The 16,392-nt window shown below is 46.1% G+C and carries 15 protein-coding genes; all 15 read right to left on the reverse strand.

The annotated features are described in order from the left end of the window. Positions 1-8 precede the first annotated feature (8 nt). Genes MHI14_RS24520 through galU form a run of 15 tightly spaced genes read right to left on the reverse strand, consistent with a single transcriptional unit; the run spans position 9 to position 16,260 of the window. On the reverse strand, positions 9-2,168 hold the full coding sequence (locus MHI14_RS24520; RefSeq protein ID WP_341131421.1) for a WD40/YVTN/BNR-like repeat-containing protein: 2,160 nt from the start codon (positions 2,166-2,168) through the stop codon (positions 9-11). A 21-nt stretch (positions 2,169-2,189) separates the two neighbouring features. Then, the gene (locus MHI14_RS24525) at positions 2,190-3,110 is read right to left on the reverse strand and encodes an LCP family glycopolymer transferase (RefSeq protein ID WP_341131422.1); all 921 of its coding nucleotides are present in this window, start codon (positions 3,108-3,110) and stop codon (positions 2,190-2,192) included. Positions 3,111-3,124: 14 nt separating this feature from the next. Then, a complete protein-coding gene (locus MHI14_RS24530; protein ID WP_341131423.1) occupies positions 3,125-4,456 on the reverse strand; it encodes a UDP-glucose dehydrogenase family protein in 1,332 nt (443 codons plus the stop codon). Between the two features lie 31 nt (positions 4,457-4,487). Then, positions 4,488-5,870 carry a sugar phosphate nucleotidyltransferase gene (locus tag MHI14_RS24535; RefSeq protein ID WP_341131424.1) on the reverse strand — a complete coding sequence of 461 codons (1,383 nt, stop codon included), beginning with the start codon at positions 5,868-5,870 and terminating at the stop codon, positions 4,488-4,490. Next, positions 5,867-6,895 carry a polysaccharide pyruvyl transferase family protein gene (locus MHI14_RS24540; RefSeq protein ID WP_341131425.1) on the reverse strand — a complete coding sequence of 343 codons (1,029 nt, stop codon included), beginning with the start codon at positions 6,893-6,895 and terminating at the stop codon, positions 5,867-5,869. The genes MHI14_RS24535 and MHI14_RS24540 overlap by 4 nt, the downstream gene beginning before the upstream one ends. Next, the gene (locus MHI14_RS24545) at positions 6,882-8,258 is read right to left on the reverse strand and encodes a lipopolysaccharide biosynthesis protein (RefSeq protein WP_091033833.1); all 1,377 of its coding nucleotides are present in this window, start codon (positions 8,256-8,258) and stop codon (positions 6,882-6,884) included. Before MHI14_RS24545 ends, MHI14_RS24540 begins: the two co-directional genes overlap by 14 nt. An 8-nt stretch (positions 8,259-8,266) precedes the next feature. Continuing rightward, on the reverse strand, positions 8,267-9,169 hold the full coding sequence (locus MHI14_RS24550; RefSeq protein WP_133386851.1) for a glycosyltransferase: 903 nt from the start codon (positions 9,167-9,169) through the stop codon (positions 8,267-8,269). A 46-nt stretch (positions 9,170-9,215) separates the two neighbouring features. Next, complete coding sequence (locus MHI14_RS24555; RefSeq protein ID WP_341131426.1) at positions 9,216-10,238, reverse strand: glycosyltransferase; 1,023 nt, start codon at positions 10,236-10,238, stop codon at positions 9,216-9,218. An 11-nt stretch (positions 10,239-10,249) separates the two neighbouring features. After that, a complete protein-coding gene (locus MHI14_RS24560) occupies positions 10,250-11,194 on the reverse strand; it encodes a glycosyltransferase family 2 protein (protein WP_133386717.1) in 945 nt (314 codons plus the stop codon). A gap of 21 nt (positions 11,195-11,215) precedes the next feature. Then, on the reverse strand, positions 11,216-12,283 hold the full coding sequence (locus MHI14_RS24565) for a glycosyltransferase family 4 protein (protein ID WP_341131427.1): 1,068 nt from the start codon (positions 12,281-12,283) through the stop codon (positions 11,216-11,218). A gap of 37 nt (positions 12,284-12,320) precedes the next feature. Further along, a complete protein-coding gene (gene pssE / locus MHI14_RS24570; protein ID WP_341131428.1) occupies positions 12,321-12,800 on the reverse strand; it encodes a PssE/Cps14G family polysaccharide biosynthesis glycosyltransferase in 480 nt (159 codons plus the stop codon). Further along, positions 12,797-13,255, reverse strand: a complete 459-nt coding sequence (gene pssD / locus MHI14_RS24575; protein ID WP_341131429.1) for a PssD/Cps14F family polysaccharide biosynthesis glycosyltransferase — start codon at positions 13,253-13,255, stop codon at positions 12,797-12,799. The genes pssE and pssD overlap by 4 nt, the downstream gene beginning before the upstream one ends. Further along, on the reverse strand, positions 13,252-14,628 hold the full coding sequence (locus tag MHI14_RS24580) for an O-antigen ligase family protein (RefSeq protein WP_341131430.1): 1,377 nt from the start codon (positions 14,626-14,628) through the stop codon (positions 13,252-13,254). Before MHI14_RS24580 ends, pssD begins: the two co-directional genes overlap by 4 nt. Before the next feature lie 34 nt (positions 14,629-14,662). Next, complete coding sequence (locus MHI14_RS24585; RefSeq protein WP_091033853.1) at positions 14,663-15,361, reverse strand: sugar transferase; 699 nt, start codon at positions 15,359-15,361, stop codon at positions 14,663-14,665. After that, complete coding sequence (gene galU / locus MHI14_RS24590; protein ID WP_091035105.1) at positions 15,358-16,260, reverse strand: UTP--glucose-1-phosphate uridylyltransferase GalU; 903 nt, start codon at positions 16,258-16,260, stop codon at positions 15,358-15,360. Before galU ends, MHI14_RS24585 begins: the two co-directional genes overlap by 4 nt. Between the last annotated feature and the right edge of the window lie 132 nt (positions 16,261-16,392).

Here is a 16,392-nt window from a genome sequence, read left to right on the forward strand (position 1 = left end):
CTCACTCGTTATTCTATTGATCCAACATACATGCCTCTGCCATTTGTACCTACATATACCTGACCATAGATTTGACGGTCTGCTGCCATAATTTGCGGTTCATTGCCCAGCCCGATTCCAGTACCTAAAGGACCTATATTGTTCCAGGTTGCCCCCATATCATCGGAACGGAAGAATCCATTCACGTTATTTACGGTGCCATATACATAGACAGCTGGAACTAAATTACCTGGCTTCGCTTTACCAAAGGCAAATAATTTGGAATTCTGCACACCCTGGATCTTGGAAAATGTATTTCCCGAGTTCGTTGATGCATATAATCCATCGGTTCCCAGACTCACCCATACATTATTCGCCACGCCAGGTGCAGCCTCGACTTTAATGAAGCTTGTATTGATATCCGTATTAATAGGAAGGCGAACCGCATTCGCTTTGGACCAGTTGGCTCCTGCATCCGTAGACCGATACAGATAACCAGCAGCATACATATAAAATTTATATCCATTGATGCGATCCGCAGCCAGTGGATGATTATAGGCAAAGACCATATTCCCCCCAATGGCCTGAAATGGGGCACCATTCATATTTTGCCATGTTGCGCCACGATTCGTGCTTCTGACCGGATTACCGGTCTGGGGGTAATAAACAATTACATTTGGATTAATGGCTGAATAGGCCACCCGCCCCAGTGTAGAGCCTGCCGGAACGTTTACCGGGGTTACTGTAACTCCGTTATTGGAAGAGACAAATAAGCGTGTGGTCGTACCATACCAGTCACTGCTTCCCAGAAATATCATATAATTCGGATTTGCCTCGTGATAGTCAATACTTACAATTTCTCGCATACCTGAGAGCGGGATTTTATTAAGAGGAACATCGGTTACATTTTCATGTCTAAATCCGACTTGATCCGTTAAACCACTAAAGAATGAAACACCCTGAGGTGGTGTGGATGCCGTGAGTGCGACGACTTCTTCATGACCATCGGTAATAGCTTCCCAAGTACTCGCAGTACTGCCAGTCAATCCATTGGTACCATTGATATTTTCCGTCTTGTACACGCCAAACCAGTCTGTAGCATATACGGTGCCCGGGTTATGCGGATCAAACTTGATACTGGATGTCGCTGAGAAAAACATGTTGGGTGTCCACCATGACGGTTTGGATACCAACGTTTTGCTCACTGTTGTCCAACTCTGTCCGCCATTAACGGAACGATACAGTGGCAGATTATCTCCGCCTGTTCGAACGGCTGCCAGGATGTGATTATCATTATTGGGATCAATCGTGATTCCATAATAAGATGAGTAACTGGAGCTGGGTGTTATATTCGTCCACTGCACACCATTGAACTTGTAAACGCCTTGATTATCCGTTGTCACATACAACGTCCCGTTCTTCGCCACAGTCATACGTGCAGGATATTCGGGACTTCTCCCGGTAAGTTGCCAAGTGGTCTGCCCATTGCTTCTTGGTGCTTTGCTATACACACCAATGCCGCGAACCCCCGCATACACAACTTGACCTTGCTTCGTCACGGGATTCAATCCATAAGCTACACTTCGAATTCCCTCACCGGACAGCCCACTAGGTACATCCCATACCTTACTCCACGTGGCCGCACCATCACTGGAAGTGTACAATCCATCATATCGTGTACCCACGTGCAGGTAATTGGAGTTCGTGGGATTAACCGCGATGCTCTCTCCCATGGCTCGATGGATATTTCCATTCGATTCATTCCGAAGATTAAGTCCGGTTCGAATCCAGGTTTCTCCCCGATCTGTGGATTTCAGAATATCACTCGGCCCCACGTTACCGTACTTCCCAGCAGCGATATACACGACATTGGGATTTTGCTGATCCAGCGCAATGCCATCCACACCGTACAGATTGCTATCCTCATCGCCAAAATGATCAAGTAGCGGGATCCAATCTCCTGAGGCTGCATCCAATCGGTAGGCCCCTCCAACGTCAGTTCGAGCGTAAACCAGATCAGGCTCAGTCGGATGAATGACCACGCCTGTAACGTACCCCCCACCACCAATGGGTATATTTTTCCATTGATAGTTTTGAGCTGATTGAACAACATTTGTACTTGCGGGTATCATGAGCATATACATGAGCAGCACAATCAGGGATAATTTCAATAGCCTGGAGATACGCATCTGGTTCACCGCCCTATCTAATCATTTTAAATGTTCTTCAATCAACTGATGTATCCTGTCTCGTTCCGATTGTTCCACGATATAGTAGTACACTCCGTCTATTTTCTTGCCCGTGCCCTTGATCTCAACAGACTCAATATGATCCAGTACCGAGCGGTAATTGGAAAACATCTGCTTCATTTCATCAAAGGTAACGTCGGTTCTCACATGTGCGCTGACTTCGTCCAGCAATGTCTCCAGCTGCAACACGTTGGATACTTGAACCGTATTCTTCAGCACTTGTTTGATAATCTCCCGCTGACGGTCATTACGCCCGAGATCTCCCTTCGGATCATCATAACGCATTCGCGAAAATCCCAAAGCTGCTGCACCATCCAGATGAATATTCCCTTGCTCGAACCGGTAACCCTCATAGTCAAATGCAAACGGGTTATTCACATTCACTCCACCAACCATGTCGATGACTTGTGCAAAGCCCTCCATATTCACTTTCATGTAGTAATGTATGGGAACGCCAAGCAATTGTTCCACGGTTTGCACAGACATGTTAACGCCACCAAATGCATAAGCGTGGTTGATCTTATCCTCCGTACCATGCCCTACAATACTTGTTCTGGTATCCCGGGGGATGTTAAACATGAGGACAGAATGTTTCGCAGGGTTAACACTCAATACAATCATGGTGTCGGAGCGTCCCCGATCATTGGAGCGCTCATCCACACCCAGAATCAAAGCATTGAAAGGTTCCTCATTCTCCATGTCTACAGGGAAATCTCCCCCGCCCCTCTGGTCAACAATAGATACCTGCTTGATGGGTTCCCGGGGTTCATACATTTGATCTGCCGCTGATTTAACATGCAGATACAGATACACAGAATATCCAATCATGACAACTGCAACAAGGGAAATGGCACCTAATGTTATTTTGATCCCGCGTCTCATGGTATAGGCCTCCGTCAGATGACTGCCGTTTTTCTTCCATCTATATTGGTTAAACCCGGACGACCAACGGAGTAATATTGGAAGGACGTAGCTTGGATCTGATCTTCTCCGTAGATGTTTCTTCCATCAATCAGGATGGGTTGATTCATATGGCTTGCCAACTCGGTCAGATTGACCTCCATGAACTCTTTCCATTCGGTCAGAACACAGAGTGCATCTGCGCCTTCTGCCGCATTCAAGGCACGCTCTTCCCACGTTATGGATGGGGAATCCACCTCTTTGCGGAAGTTCTCGGTAGCAATGGGGTCATACGCACGAATCACTGCTCCCTGCTCAAGCAAACGCTGAATGATCTCAATGGCCGGAGCATCACGAACATCATCGGTATCCGGCTTGAAGGCGAGCCCCCAGATCGCAATCTCCTTGCCTTCGAGTGAGCCCAACGCGTCTTCCAGTTTGCGAATGACGTTGAAGCGTTGATCCTTGTTCACTTCCACTACGGATTTCAACAGTTTGAAGTCATAATCCACATTACCTGCAATTTGAATCAGAGCTTGTGTATCCTTAGGGAAACAGGATCCTCCATAACCAATGCCTGCCTTGAGAAAGGAGGCACCGATTCGTCTGTCATAGCCCATGCCTTCGGCAACGCGGCTGACATCTGCTCCTACTTTTTCACAGATGTTAGAGATTTCGTTGATAAATGAGATCTTGGTTGCCAGGAAAGCGTTGGATGCATATTTAATCATTTCGGCCGAGCGAATATCCGTAACAATAATCTGATCGGTTAATGGCTGGTGCAGCTCCTTCAGTGTAGCAACCGCCCGTTCGCTATGTGTGCCAATGACTATCCGGTCAGGATAAAGTGTGTCCTGTACAGCGGTACCTTCCCGCAGGAACTCAGGTACCGATGCCATGTCGAATGGGTGATTCGTCAAACTGCTGATCCATTCCTGAATGCGATCGTTGGTTCCGACAGGAACAGTGCTTTTAGTCATTATTATTTTATAATTATCCATATAAGAACCAATTTCTCGCGCAACAAGCTCAATATAACTCAGATTCGCTTCGCCATTCGGCAGGGACGGCGTTCCGACCGCGATGATAATAATATCCGAACGACTGATGGCATCCTGAATGTTGGTCGTGAAGGTCAGCCTTCCTGCTTTCATATTGGCATTCATAATGTCCTTCAGACCCGGTTCATAGATCGGAACATGACCGTCCGTTAACATATTCACTTTTTCCACATTGTTGTCTACACAGATCACGTTATTTCCCAGTTCCGAAAAACATACGCCCGATACCAAACCCACATACCCTGTGCCAATCACCGTAATATTCATTCCATAATCTCCCCCATGTCCTAATGTGTTGTTACGCGTGCTTCACATATGTCTGAACAATGTCCTGCCATTCGGTAGACACTCTAACGATATCTTCCTCAATCAGCTGGCTGCCGATCTGTACTTCAATGATCTCCAGTTCCGTAACGGCTCTGACGGAATGAAGCATACTCCGGTCAATGATCACCGTATCTCCTTGCCCGATCATTCGGCTCTGCCCATCCAGAATCAATTCCCCTGTTCCCGATACAACCGTCCATACCTCATTGCGGAGCAGATGATATTGATAACTCAGGTTTTTCCCGGCACTGATGCAGATTCGTTTGGTGAGAACTTCGCCGCCAGCTTCGTTTCTTGTGTAATCCAGAACCCTGTAGCACCCCCACCTACGCTCCTCATACATGGGGCGTTGATCCTCATTCTTCAAGATTTCCTTGATACGTGGGCTGGCTTCTTTGTCACTGACCAGAATGCCATCCGGACTCACGGCGACCACCACATCCGACAATCCCAATATGGCAACCGGAATGTTCAATTCATTGACCAGGTGCGTATTCAGGGAATCTCCCGTAATCCACCCTTTTCCTACAACCGAGCTTCCCATCTCTTCCGTGAGTGTGTTCCACGTGCCTAGATCTTTCCAGAAGCCGTTATACGGAATAGCGATAATCTGATTTGCCTTCTCGACAACCTGGTAATCAAAACTGATCTTATTCAATCTTCCGTATTGCTTCAGCATCTCGTCGTACTGGATCGGCAGTTCCATCTCAATCAGCAGATTGATCAAATAACCCAGCTTAAAAGCAAAAACCCCGCAATTCCATAATGCCGCCTGCTCCATCATGAGGGCCGCATCGGATTCGCAGGGTTTCTCCTGGAACTTCGCTACATTCACGTATTCATTGTTATTCTCACTGGAAGATAGGGATTGTGGAATGATATATCCGTACTTCTCTGATGGATACGTCGGCACAACTCCCATTAAGGCCAGATCGGCACCTGACTTATCGAGCATCTCCGGCAAGGTTGCGAGCACTTCGAAGAATTCTTTTTCAACAAAGGGATCTACCGGCAACACCGCAATCGTCTCATTCAAACTCACACTCTCTACGGAATACAGATAGGAGGCTGCCAGTGCAATGGCAGGAAACGTGTCTCTGCGCTCAGGCTCCACGACCAGTCTCACATCGTCTCCCAGCTGAGAAGTCAGAATTTCGACCTGTGGCAAACTGGTTGCGATCAGCGCCTCTGATGCAAGTCCGGCATGATTCAGCTGTCGCCATACCCGCTGTACCATGGATTCGGGAATACCTTCTGGTCCATGAAGCACTTTAAGAAATTGCTTGGATCTGGAATCATTGGATAACGGCCAGAGACGCTTGCCAGAACCGCCGGATAACAGAATGCTTCTCATAGGGCTGCACCATCCGACAATACGACCTTGCTTGCTGCCTTGCCGGTCTCCGTTTGCTTGTTATAGGTGCTGGTCTGATTGGATTCAAGTCTGCCTGCTGGATTGTTCTTGGTCCAGGCTGCATAATAATTCGAGTTCTTGCCATATGAATTATCCAGCAGGATATTCGGTTGATCCAAAAGACAGGCCAGAATATGTCCATGCAGACGGGAGGTTGTGATGGTTCGGTATTTATTGAATTCCTTAATGGCCGTATGTACCATCCGATCAGAGTATTTGTACCACAACCAGCGGGCGAAAGAGCTGCCTTTCCCTGACTTCAACCGGGATGTAATCATTCGAATGATCTTCCGGTCTACCCGGTTGTACAATGTCTCCCAGTCTTTAAACGTAGCCTTGGGTCCACTGACGGATTCGTAATGCACCTGATTCTGAGTCTTCTCAATGTCTTTACGGAAAAAATATAACATCTCCGCAGTAGGCTTGCTTTTGGACTTCAGAGGCCACAATTGATGCGCCATATCCGGAGAAAGGTACACATTGGTTTGTTGAAATTCTTTACTGGCTATCTCATAAGATAAGGTGTCCCGGACAAAAAAGTGCACATCCTTATGACGATTGAATACTTGGGCTGTCTTCTTCAATTCAATATCACTCTTGTAAAACATCGTCTGTGGCAGAATGACAATCCGGTGATTCGGATGTTGTGCAATCATTCGTTCTCTCAATTTCTGATGGGCAGGGTACAGATCACCAAAGTTACCTCCCCCGTGCAACACGATCGTTATACCTTCCGGAACCTTGAGGGACAAAGGGCAATCCAGAATGCTGTATCTGGCACGTACTTGAATATCATTGTCCCGGAAGAAAGCCTCAGTACCTTTCATAATCAACAAGTCGCCACCATTGCTATGCACCGGGTAATCCAAATAATAGATTTCGGTACGCGGTGGAATGACCTTCAAAATCTGACGTAAATGTCCCTTCAACTCTTCCATTGGATGAATATTGTTAGTGCCCAGCATCTCCATCTCCTCCTTGGGTGACTCTTCTTCTTTTTTTGTTTAACCGTTCATAGAGAAACGGTATATCTTCCTTGTCATAGAACATGGCGGCAAACTTCACCTTAAATACAATCTTCATCGCGGCCACAGTAACCACCATTCGCACAATGGACCCGATCAATAAGGCAATCGCAATTCCGTTGAGCCCCCACAGCGGGGTGAATACAAAGAACAAAGCCACCGTCACCGAGAGTGCAATGAGCTGTCTGATCATCACAAGTCCAGGCCGACCAAGTGCATTAAACGCGGATGCCAGAATCCAGGAGCCACCACCAATAATGCATTCCACAGCCAAAATATAAAATGCTACGCTCGCCTCCAAAAATTCGGAGCCAAACAGAAGACCCATCAGGTAGTTCCCCACAAACATGGTGGGTATTACAATGATCATCATGACCATGAGCGAGATGCGGAAGGCTCTGCCAACTGTTCGAATAATCTGCTCTTGGGGCAATCCGGTCACTTTTGGGAAAACAACATTGCTAATCGCCGTCTGAACTGCGTTATAGATTCGGGATAACGCAAATACGACGGAATACAGTCCAAAGTCACGCGGGGTGAGCAAAGCCAAAATAATGATTTTATCAAACTGGGTATACAACGTTCCTAACAATTCAACACCATACACCTTGCTGCCATAACCAAAAAGCTTTTTCGCCGAACTCTGGTCCACCCGATCCTTGAACCATCTCAGTCTCAATTCATTACGGTTGGCATAGATAGCCCACGCCACCACGGAGAAGCTGGTTACAAAATAGATCGCAGCCGCGAGCTGAATGCTCAGCATGCCCAGGCCCCATAACACAAAAAGCCCGCCTACATTAAACAGGGGGATCATTAACCGGATACCATTATATACAGCGAATTTCTCCCGACTCTGCGAGAGTGCTGATATGAGATTGATGACAATAAGTACAGGAACAGTAGCAATCGTATACCATCTGGATATCTGCACGACCTCCGGCGGAAAGCTGGAGAGCCAGAAAGGTAATCCAAACCAGGCCACAATACCAATGATGATGCACACCGGAACTTGAAAAAGAAAGCTTAACCGAACATACTGTGCACTCTTCTCGGTTGCGCTCTGTTTGATGTTATAAATGATAGAAGTTGGTAGTCCGAATCCGACCAATCCGGTTAAGAGCGCAGGCCAGAATAGAATGGCCGAGAATGCGCCCTTTCCCTCTACCCCGAACATGCGTGACGTCAAAATGGAAGACAACATCGTCAGTGTCATGACCAGCAGATTGGTTCCACTTGTCTGAAATATGGCACTCATTAAGCCGTTTCCTCTGAATACTTTGCGAAGTGCAACTTGCGCCATAGCGATCCTCATCCCTTACTGTTTTGACGAAGCGACCCAACGATCATGCCGTTTCGGTAACATACTTTGGCAAGCTGACGTGTGAACCGATCTGCATTATAAATGTAGATCAGTGAGGTTGTGATCCCCTGTGCAAGCTTGATCCCATGTTTGGCCGTACGCACAACACCACGGTCCTGATCCCGAATGGCATCACTCACACCTTGCCAATAGATTCGGCGCAGAAACCAGTTCTTTGTTGTTCGCTCTTTGGCTACTTTATGTTGTACCGCGCCGTACGGCGTGTAATATACCTTGAACTTTGTCCGTATTCTTGCAATTAACTCACTCTCTTCACTAGAGAGAAGATTGTTCCCCACTCTTCCAAGGTCTTCACGGAAGGGAGCCAGTTGATCAAAGACGGATAAACGAAAAGCCACATTTGCACCAAATGGAATATAAGGACTTTTCATCTCAGTGACTTCATCTGCAAAATCCAGAATGGTGAATAGTGACCTGTTCTCGGGTGGAATCCACATTGGTTCAGGCACTTCCCAGATCGGATCAATCTTGCCTCCGACACAACCGATATTTTCATTCATCTCAAACACGCTAACGATCTGGCGAATCCAATCCCTGCAAGCAAAGGCATCATCGTCAAGGAACAGGATATACTCGCCGCGCGCCTCGTGAATGGCCCGGTTACGGGCTACAGACAAGCCTTGCTTTTCTTCCAACACATACCGGATCGAATGGTTCTCATGCTGCAAGATGGTTTGAAGCACGATTTCCCGTGTGTTGTCTTTCGAATTGTTATCAATGAGTATGATCTCATAGTCGCTGCTTGCGTAATTCTGTTGTATTGCACTTCGTATGGCCTCTACCGCATCATGTGCACGGTTATACGTACAGATCGCGACGGTTACCTTCATCATTTCATCCCCATATTTTTCAATTAGGTCCACCCGTTCATCTGCACTAACTGGAGTACAGGGTAAGTGTCCTTTGGGCAATCACTGGCCAATCCAGCCGCTCCAACGCTTTGACAAAACCACTGCCTTCCTGAAACTCCGATTGTTTTAATCGGATCATATTCATTGCCTTGAGCAATCCATCCGGATCCGAAGGTTCATAGAGTACCGCACAATCTTCCGGCAGGTATTCCTCCAACAAGCCAATCCGTGGTGCCACCACCGGTTTACAGAAGGTCAATGCCAGAATTGCACTGCCAGAAGTTGCAATCTGTTTATAAGGAAGAATGATCGAATCGACTGCATCAAAATAGTCCGAATATTCATCATCTTCAATGAAATGAAAATGGGTATGAATATGTCCGCTCTTGAGAAATTCATCTCCAAGGTCATAATCCTTTACCTTTTTACCGGCAATCAACAGATGGGCTTGTTCGGAATCCAGATCCTTGAATGCCTCCAGCAAATCATCCACGCCCTTGTACGGCGACACCTGACCGAAGAACGCATACACATAACTATCCTCCGGGATGCCAAACCGGGAGCGGATATTCACGCCTTTCCCCTGATACACTCCCTTGTAATGTCCATGCGGAATAACCTCGATCCGGCTGGAATCAATCCCAAACGTCGAACAGATCTCAGAGATCAGGGGTTTACCCATGACAATCAGCTTGGAGCAATTTTGGACCAGTATTTTTCTCATCCAATAATCGAACCGCGTCTTGCCGCTGTTGTGAGGCCAGATGTTATGCACCGTCCAGAACAATTTGGCCCCTCGCAAGCGTGCAAAACAAATCATCAATACATACAGAATCGATTTGATCACTGTTGTCAGCACGGACGAACCTCTGTAATAGAAGCTGGGCCAATGAAAATGCAGCACATCATTTTTTCTCAGTTTGATTAGATCTTTTTTGGTAAACTGTTTTACTTCCCATCCCTTGTTCTCAATGGAATCGGATAACAGCTCATTGAATTTATTGTTCTCAATCATCTTGGGCAGCATATACACCGTCGGATTTTCCATCCAGGCACCTCTTACTTTAGTTTCATTCGCACAGGTTCCTCTGTATACGTACCAACTGCGCGTCTTGCATGAAATCTCATTAGAAACCCTTGCATCATGATCTTGGTATTACGCTTGAGCAGCACCCAATCTTTCCACCAGGGATACAGCGACAGTGCTTTTTTCAAATAAACGTTATTGCGAAGCGTATTTCTCGACCATTCGAGCATTCGATAATGGTGTAACTGACGGCGCTTCTGTTCCTTGGACATGTCATTGTAGTATTTCAAAATAATCTTGCGTTGGCCCTTGTACTTGGCCGTTGTAGAGGTTGAAATTCGTGGTCCACTGTGGATGTTGATATCCACCAGCGGTTCTTTCACATTCACGGCGATGTAGCCTCGTTTCAATATGCGTAGATAAAAGTCATAATCCTGAGCGGATGTCAGATTTTCATCGAATCGAACTTCACGGGCCAGTGAGGTAAGTACCATGATTTTGGACGTTTCCCCGATCCAGTTGAATGTAAGCAGATCCTCATACCGAATAACATCGCGAGGTTCCACCGACAATTTCCGTTTGACCACCTGATGCTGCTCATTCGTGTATGCGAGATACTTGCTGCAAAAGGTGAATGATTCCTGTGTACGCTCCAGCACTTCCGCCTGGGTTTTTATTTTGTCAGACATCCATTCATCATCATCATCCAGGAAGGCAATGTACTTACCATTGGCTTGGGATATCCCTACATTCCGTGCATGGTTGGCTCCTTTGGGATATGGAACCCGGATGTACCGAATCCGTGAATCTTCCCGTGTCCAAGCCTGACAGATTTCTGGCGTCTGATCTTCTGAACCATCATCTACTATGAAAATTTCCAGATACGGATGTGTTTGCTCACGTACACTTCTCAACGCATTTTTCAATAACTCGGCCCGATTATGGGTCGTAATGATGCAAGATACCAAGGGGTTCATTTCATCACCTTTTCCTGTTCACTAGGATACCTTCACTTGAAGTGCATCATATATTCCTGACAATCTGCCTACGAGAAGATTCATATCGAACTTATCCGATATAATCTCTCTGTTATGTGAACCCATTCCCGCTCTAACCTCTTCATCCATGATGAGATATTCCAGCGCTGATGTCAGCCCGTGCACATCTCCCGGCTCGATTAACAGCCCATTATGACCGGATGTAATCACTTCGGGGATGCCTCCGACGGTGGTCGATATAATGGGCAAGCCACAATTCATTGCTTCAAGTATGGCCATAGGTAATCCCTCATGATAAGAAGGCAGGACCAGTAGATCCGCTTCCCGCATCAGCTTTTCCTTTTGCTCTCCGTTAATCCAGCCGAGTACATTGACACGATCCTCTATTCCATACTGCTGCACGATTGCTTTGACCTCTTCGACTTCACCATCCCCTGCCAGATTAAAGGTAGCTGTAACGCCCAGCGCCTTCAATTGCTGAATGGACTGAAGCAGATCGTAGACTCCTTTTCGCTCACCCAGTCTGCCCATGAAGAGAGCATTAACGGCTGCCTGTTGTTCTCTCACAAACGGTTCTTTGACAAAGACCCCGTTATAAAGAACCTCAATCGCTGTCTCCGGCACAATCGTAGCAAAGTATTCTTTCCACGTCTGGGACAAGACAATCAACTTATCTGCCTGATTCAGAATGTAGTGACAATACTTGCGCTGCAGAGAAAATTGATTGTAGAAATCATCAAAGCTGGCCGCATGAATATGCAGAATAACTGACTTTCGAAACAACTTTCGTGCCGTTAGCAGAAATAGAGACTTCCGATAAAAGCTCCCGTTGTTCGCCATATGAATATGCACGATATCCGGCTTAAACGTGTACAGTTTCATCCAGAATTGAATGAATCCCCGTATAAAAATAAGCAGCCGTGAGAATACGCTGCCCGTGATATATGTCTCGACCCGCTGCATAGCATACATTTCCGAGATGGAGGAATCCTCAATGTTTTTGATGACACTCACAATTCCACCCATATCCTTCAAGGATGATCCAACAACCAATACTTTTGGTTTCATGATAGACTCCTTTTTTCATGGTTAATCTTCAGACCACTTACAGACTATTCACGTAATTTTTAATGGATGAGATCAGATCAGACTGTTTTCTCACATAGGGCTGGAACGTCAGCTCCTCTATGCAAGGAACCAAGTTTTGCAATTCAGCCTGACTCTCCGCGACGGCCACATAGCCGTTATCCTGAAAAACCTTGGAGATCTCAAGCTGATGGTCATCCACATGTTCGCCCCATTCTTTCCGGCGTGGAATGACAATAACCGGCTTGCCACGTTCAAGACAATTTGTAATGGAGCCAACACCCGCATGAGAAATAATGCATCTGCTGCGCTCCACATATTCATCCATCTCTTCCTGCGTGAGGAAAGGAATCACAGTGAAATTTCGCGGCTTATACTCGGTATATCCGGATTGGGCAACAACCTCTTCTTCAATTATTCCTGCCTCAATCGCCTCATCAATAAGCTCAAACATCCGATTGAAGGGAAAACGCTGGGTTCCAACGATAGCAAATATCAAAATAAAGCCCCCCTGTACTTCGCATTGGGATAGCTATCCTGCAACGTTTCCCATTGGATGAAGAACTCATCCGAGATTTTGTACATCAATCTCCCGGTTGCGCTGGAGGAATAGATTTTGGCATAACTTTCGATATAAATCAGCTTGGCACCGAAGATTTTACCGATGAGGCAAAAAGGGTAGGTAGCTCCCGCCCCTGTTGTAATGATCACCTTTGGACGCTCACGCAGATATAGAAAGAACGACTTGATAATATTAGCCACAAAGATTAGCAAGAACATCGCATTTTTACGCTCTTGCTGCATTAAGAAGTATACTTTGCCCTGTGTTGATTCTACTTTTCTGCTTTTATTTTTCTCGGTAATCAGGAAATAATCATGTTCTTCAACCGCAGGAATAATTTTGGTTAATTCATCAAAATGACCGCCTGTAGAACTGATCAAACAGACCTTCATGTTCTAATCTCCTTTGAAAAGGATACGTCCTTGGCTCGCTGTATCTGTATACCCACTTCTGCTTCGGCCCCTGACTTGGAATGGACTCCATTTCCCGTAGCATATAACGCGTTCAGGAAGATACAGAATGGAGCAATCAGATGAACCGTGGACAGGGTATTGTCAAAAAAGGAATAGGTCAGGAAACCGATAATCATTCCGGCAAAATACAACCGGATCATGCCGCTCAACCGGAAGTACACGGCCCGGAACACCAGCAGCAGCGCTAGAAACAACAGGATGGCTCCAACTAAACCGCCATCGTAATAAAAACGAATGTATTCATTATGCGGAACGACGAATCCAGAAAAAATACTTCCATCATTCGCTACGAGAGTTGAGCCGAGTCCACGTCCAAATATCGGATACTCATTTGCTTTGCCAATAAAATAATTCCAGGCTACATCCCTTCCAGACAAGCCTTTGCTCTCTGACCTCATCTCATAATTGTCCCACTGCGCAATCACCATATAGGCCACAGCGACAACAAACAGAATGAGAGGAATAATGGCACTGACTCTGCCTTTGATGAAGGCTTTCAGTTGATCAAAAAGATAGACCAGTATAATCGGAATAAGCGCAATAAGCGGCCCCCTTGTTCCCGTCTGGACCAGAATAACCAGATGTGTCAAGGTAAGCATGTAATACAGAACAACCTGATGGCCTTGCTTGATCTGAATCAGACAGACACAGATGGAGATAAAACACAACATGGCCAGATGCGCGGCGATGTTAGCTCCTTGTAACCGGGTTACACCCGACATCTCCAGGTTAGTAATGGACAATATGCCGGCGAGTTGCAGAATATAACCACCAGCAAGACTGAACAGCGGCAACCATGCGAGTACACGTATAATTCGTTGACTGATCTCTCTTGAAAAATGGGGCATCAGCAACAAAAAAGGAACAATGACTCCCAGAAAGGCCTTGAATGGATCGAGCGGACTAACCTTACTGGGCAGATCAGATAGAAAATAACTCTCTACAAATAAAAAACCAATCGCCAGTGCAGGATAGATCAACTCTTTACGAATACCAAAGCGTAAAAAAAGAGAGACGACAAAACCCAGAATCGCCAGCTTGTAGAAGGACAGCGAATCCAGTCCTGCCAGATGAATGCTAAATATTTTATCAATGGACAATGAAAAACTTACAATGAGAATCATAAAAATCCAGCTGGGCTGTTTAATATAAACGCCCAGCAGAATCACAGCTATAAGTGCAACAACCGAAACTAACGGAAGATAGATTGCTGCGAAGACAATTACCAGCGAAAAAAGAATGATATTAAACGACTTCATATTCAATGCAGCAAGTATACCGGTCTTTTGCATATCTGCTATGCCACCTTAAAGCCAGAATCGTGTTTCAAAACGCATCCTTCGAACCTATCAGCACCTTGAACGTTCTGAAGATAATTTTGATATCCACCATCATGCTGCGCTCACGGGCATACGTCAGATCCAGCTCCACCATTTCCTCAAAACCAACACTATTTCGACCGCTGACTTGCCATAATCCCGTACATCCCGGGATCATCTGAAGGCGTTGTCTGTCATAGGAAGTGTAGTTCTTCACTTCTCTGGGCAGAGCCGGTCTGGGTCCAACGAGACTCATCTCTCCTCTGAACACGTTCCACAACTGAGGCAGCTCATCCAGACTGGTTTTCCGAATGAACTTGCCAATTCGGGTAATGCGGGGATCATTTTTCATTTTGAACATATTTCCATTCACTTCATTCTGATCAATCAATTGTTCCAGCAGATCTTCTGCATTCGCAACCATGGACCTGAATTTGTACATGTGAAACTCTTTTCCATTCTGTCCGACCCGTACCTGACGAAAAAAAACAGACCCCTGCGGGGCCTCGATTTTGATCAGTAATCCGATGACCGCAAACAAGGGGCACAAAATGATCAAACCTATGAAAGAACCCAGCAAATCGAGCATTCTTTTCATAAATAGATACACTTTATCCGCATTTTGTCCTGACATCGTTGATGCATTGTACCCCAGACTTGGGTCCATAACAATCTCCGCTTCCTTCGATTGGGGAGATGGACTCATTCAAACTCCCCCCCGGCTGCATGTTCTACCGACTCTTTTTCCAGAATCTGTTGCAGAGCTTGCAGCATTGGAATTCTAAGTTCCTGTTTTTGAAGAGCGAAGTCGATGGTTGTCAAAATGAATCCCAGTTTCTCGCCCACGTCATAACGCACTCCCTCGAAATCGTAAGCATACACTCCTTGTGTCTCATTTAAACGCTGAATCGCATCTGTTAATTGAATCTCTCCCCCTTGACCAATCTCTTGTTGCTCCAGATGTTCGAAAATCTCTGGACTCAGTACGTATCTCCCCATAATCGCCAGGTTGGAAGGCGCTGTGCCTTGGGCAGGTTTCTCTACGAACCTGAGAACCTCTGTCAAACGGCCATCCGATTGAAGCGGGTCCACAATGCCGTATCTGTCTGTTTGTTCAGCAAGTACGGTTTGTACGCCAACAATGGAATGTTGAACCTGATCATATTGATCAATCAATTGTTTGGTGCATGGAACTTCCGATACGACGATATCATCTCCGAGCAACACGGCAAAAGGTTCGTCACCGATAAAGTTACGTGCACACCAGACAGCATGACCAAGTCCTTTGGCCTCTTTTTGTCTTATGTAGTGGATATCCACGTTAGAAGATTTGCGAACCTCTTCAAGCAAGCCCAGTTTCCCTTTTTCCAGCAAGTTGTGCTCCAGTTCAAAAGCGTTGTCGAAATGATCTTCAATTGCCCGCTTCCCTTTACCGGTTACGATGATGATGTCTTCGATTCCAGAGGCAATGGCTTCCTCAACGATATATTGTATAGTTGGTTTGTCCACAATAGGGAGCATTTCTTTGGGCATCGCTTTTGTGGCTGGCAAAAATCGTGTACCTAGTCCAGCTGCAGGAATGATTGCTTTTCTCACTTTTTTCATAAATACCACCCTATCCTCTTTTTTTTTAGTTTGATAAAAGTTGAACCAGGGCATCTAACCCGTCCTCACGTCATACCTTCGACGATTAACGTCTAAGGTTCATTGAACCCACAGCATGACCGAGTGCCTACA

Source organism: Paenibacillus sp. FSL K6-2393, assembly GCF_038002545.1.
In the GTDB taxonomy this organism is placed as follows: Bacteria; Bacillota; Bacilli; order Paenibacillales; family Paenibacillaceae; genus Paenibacillus.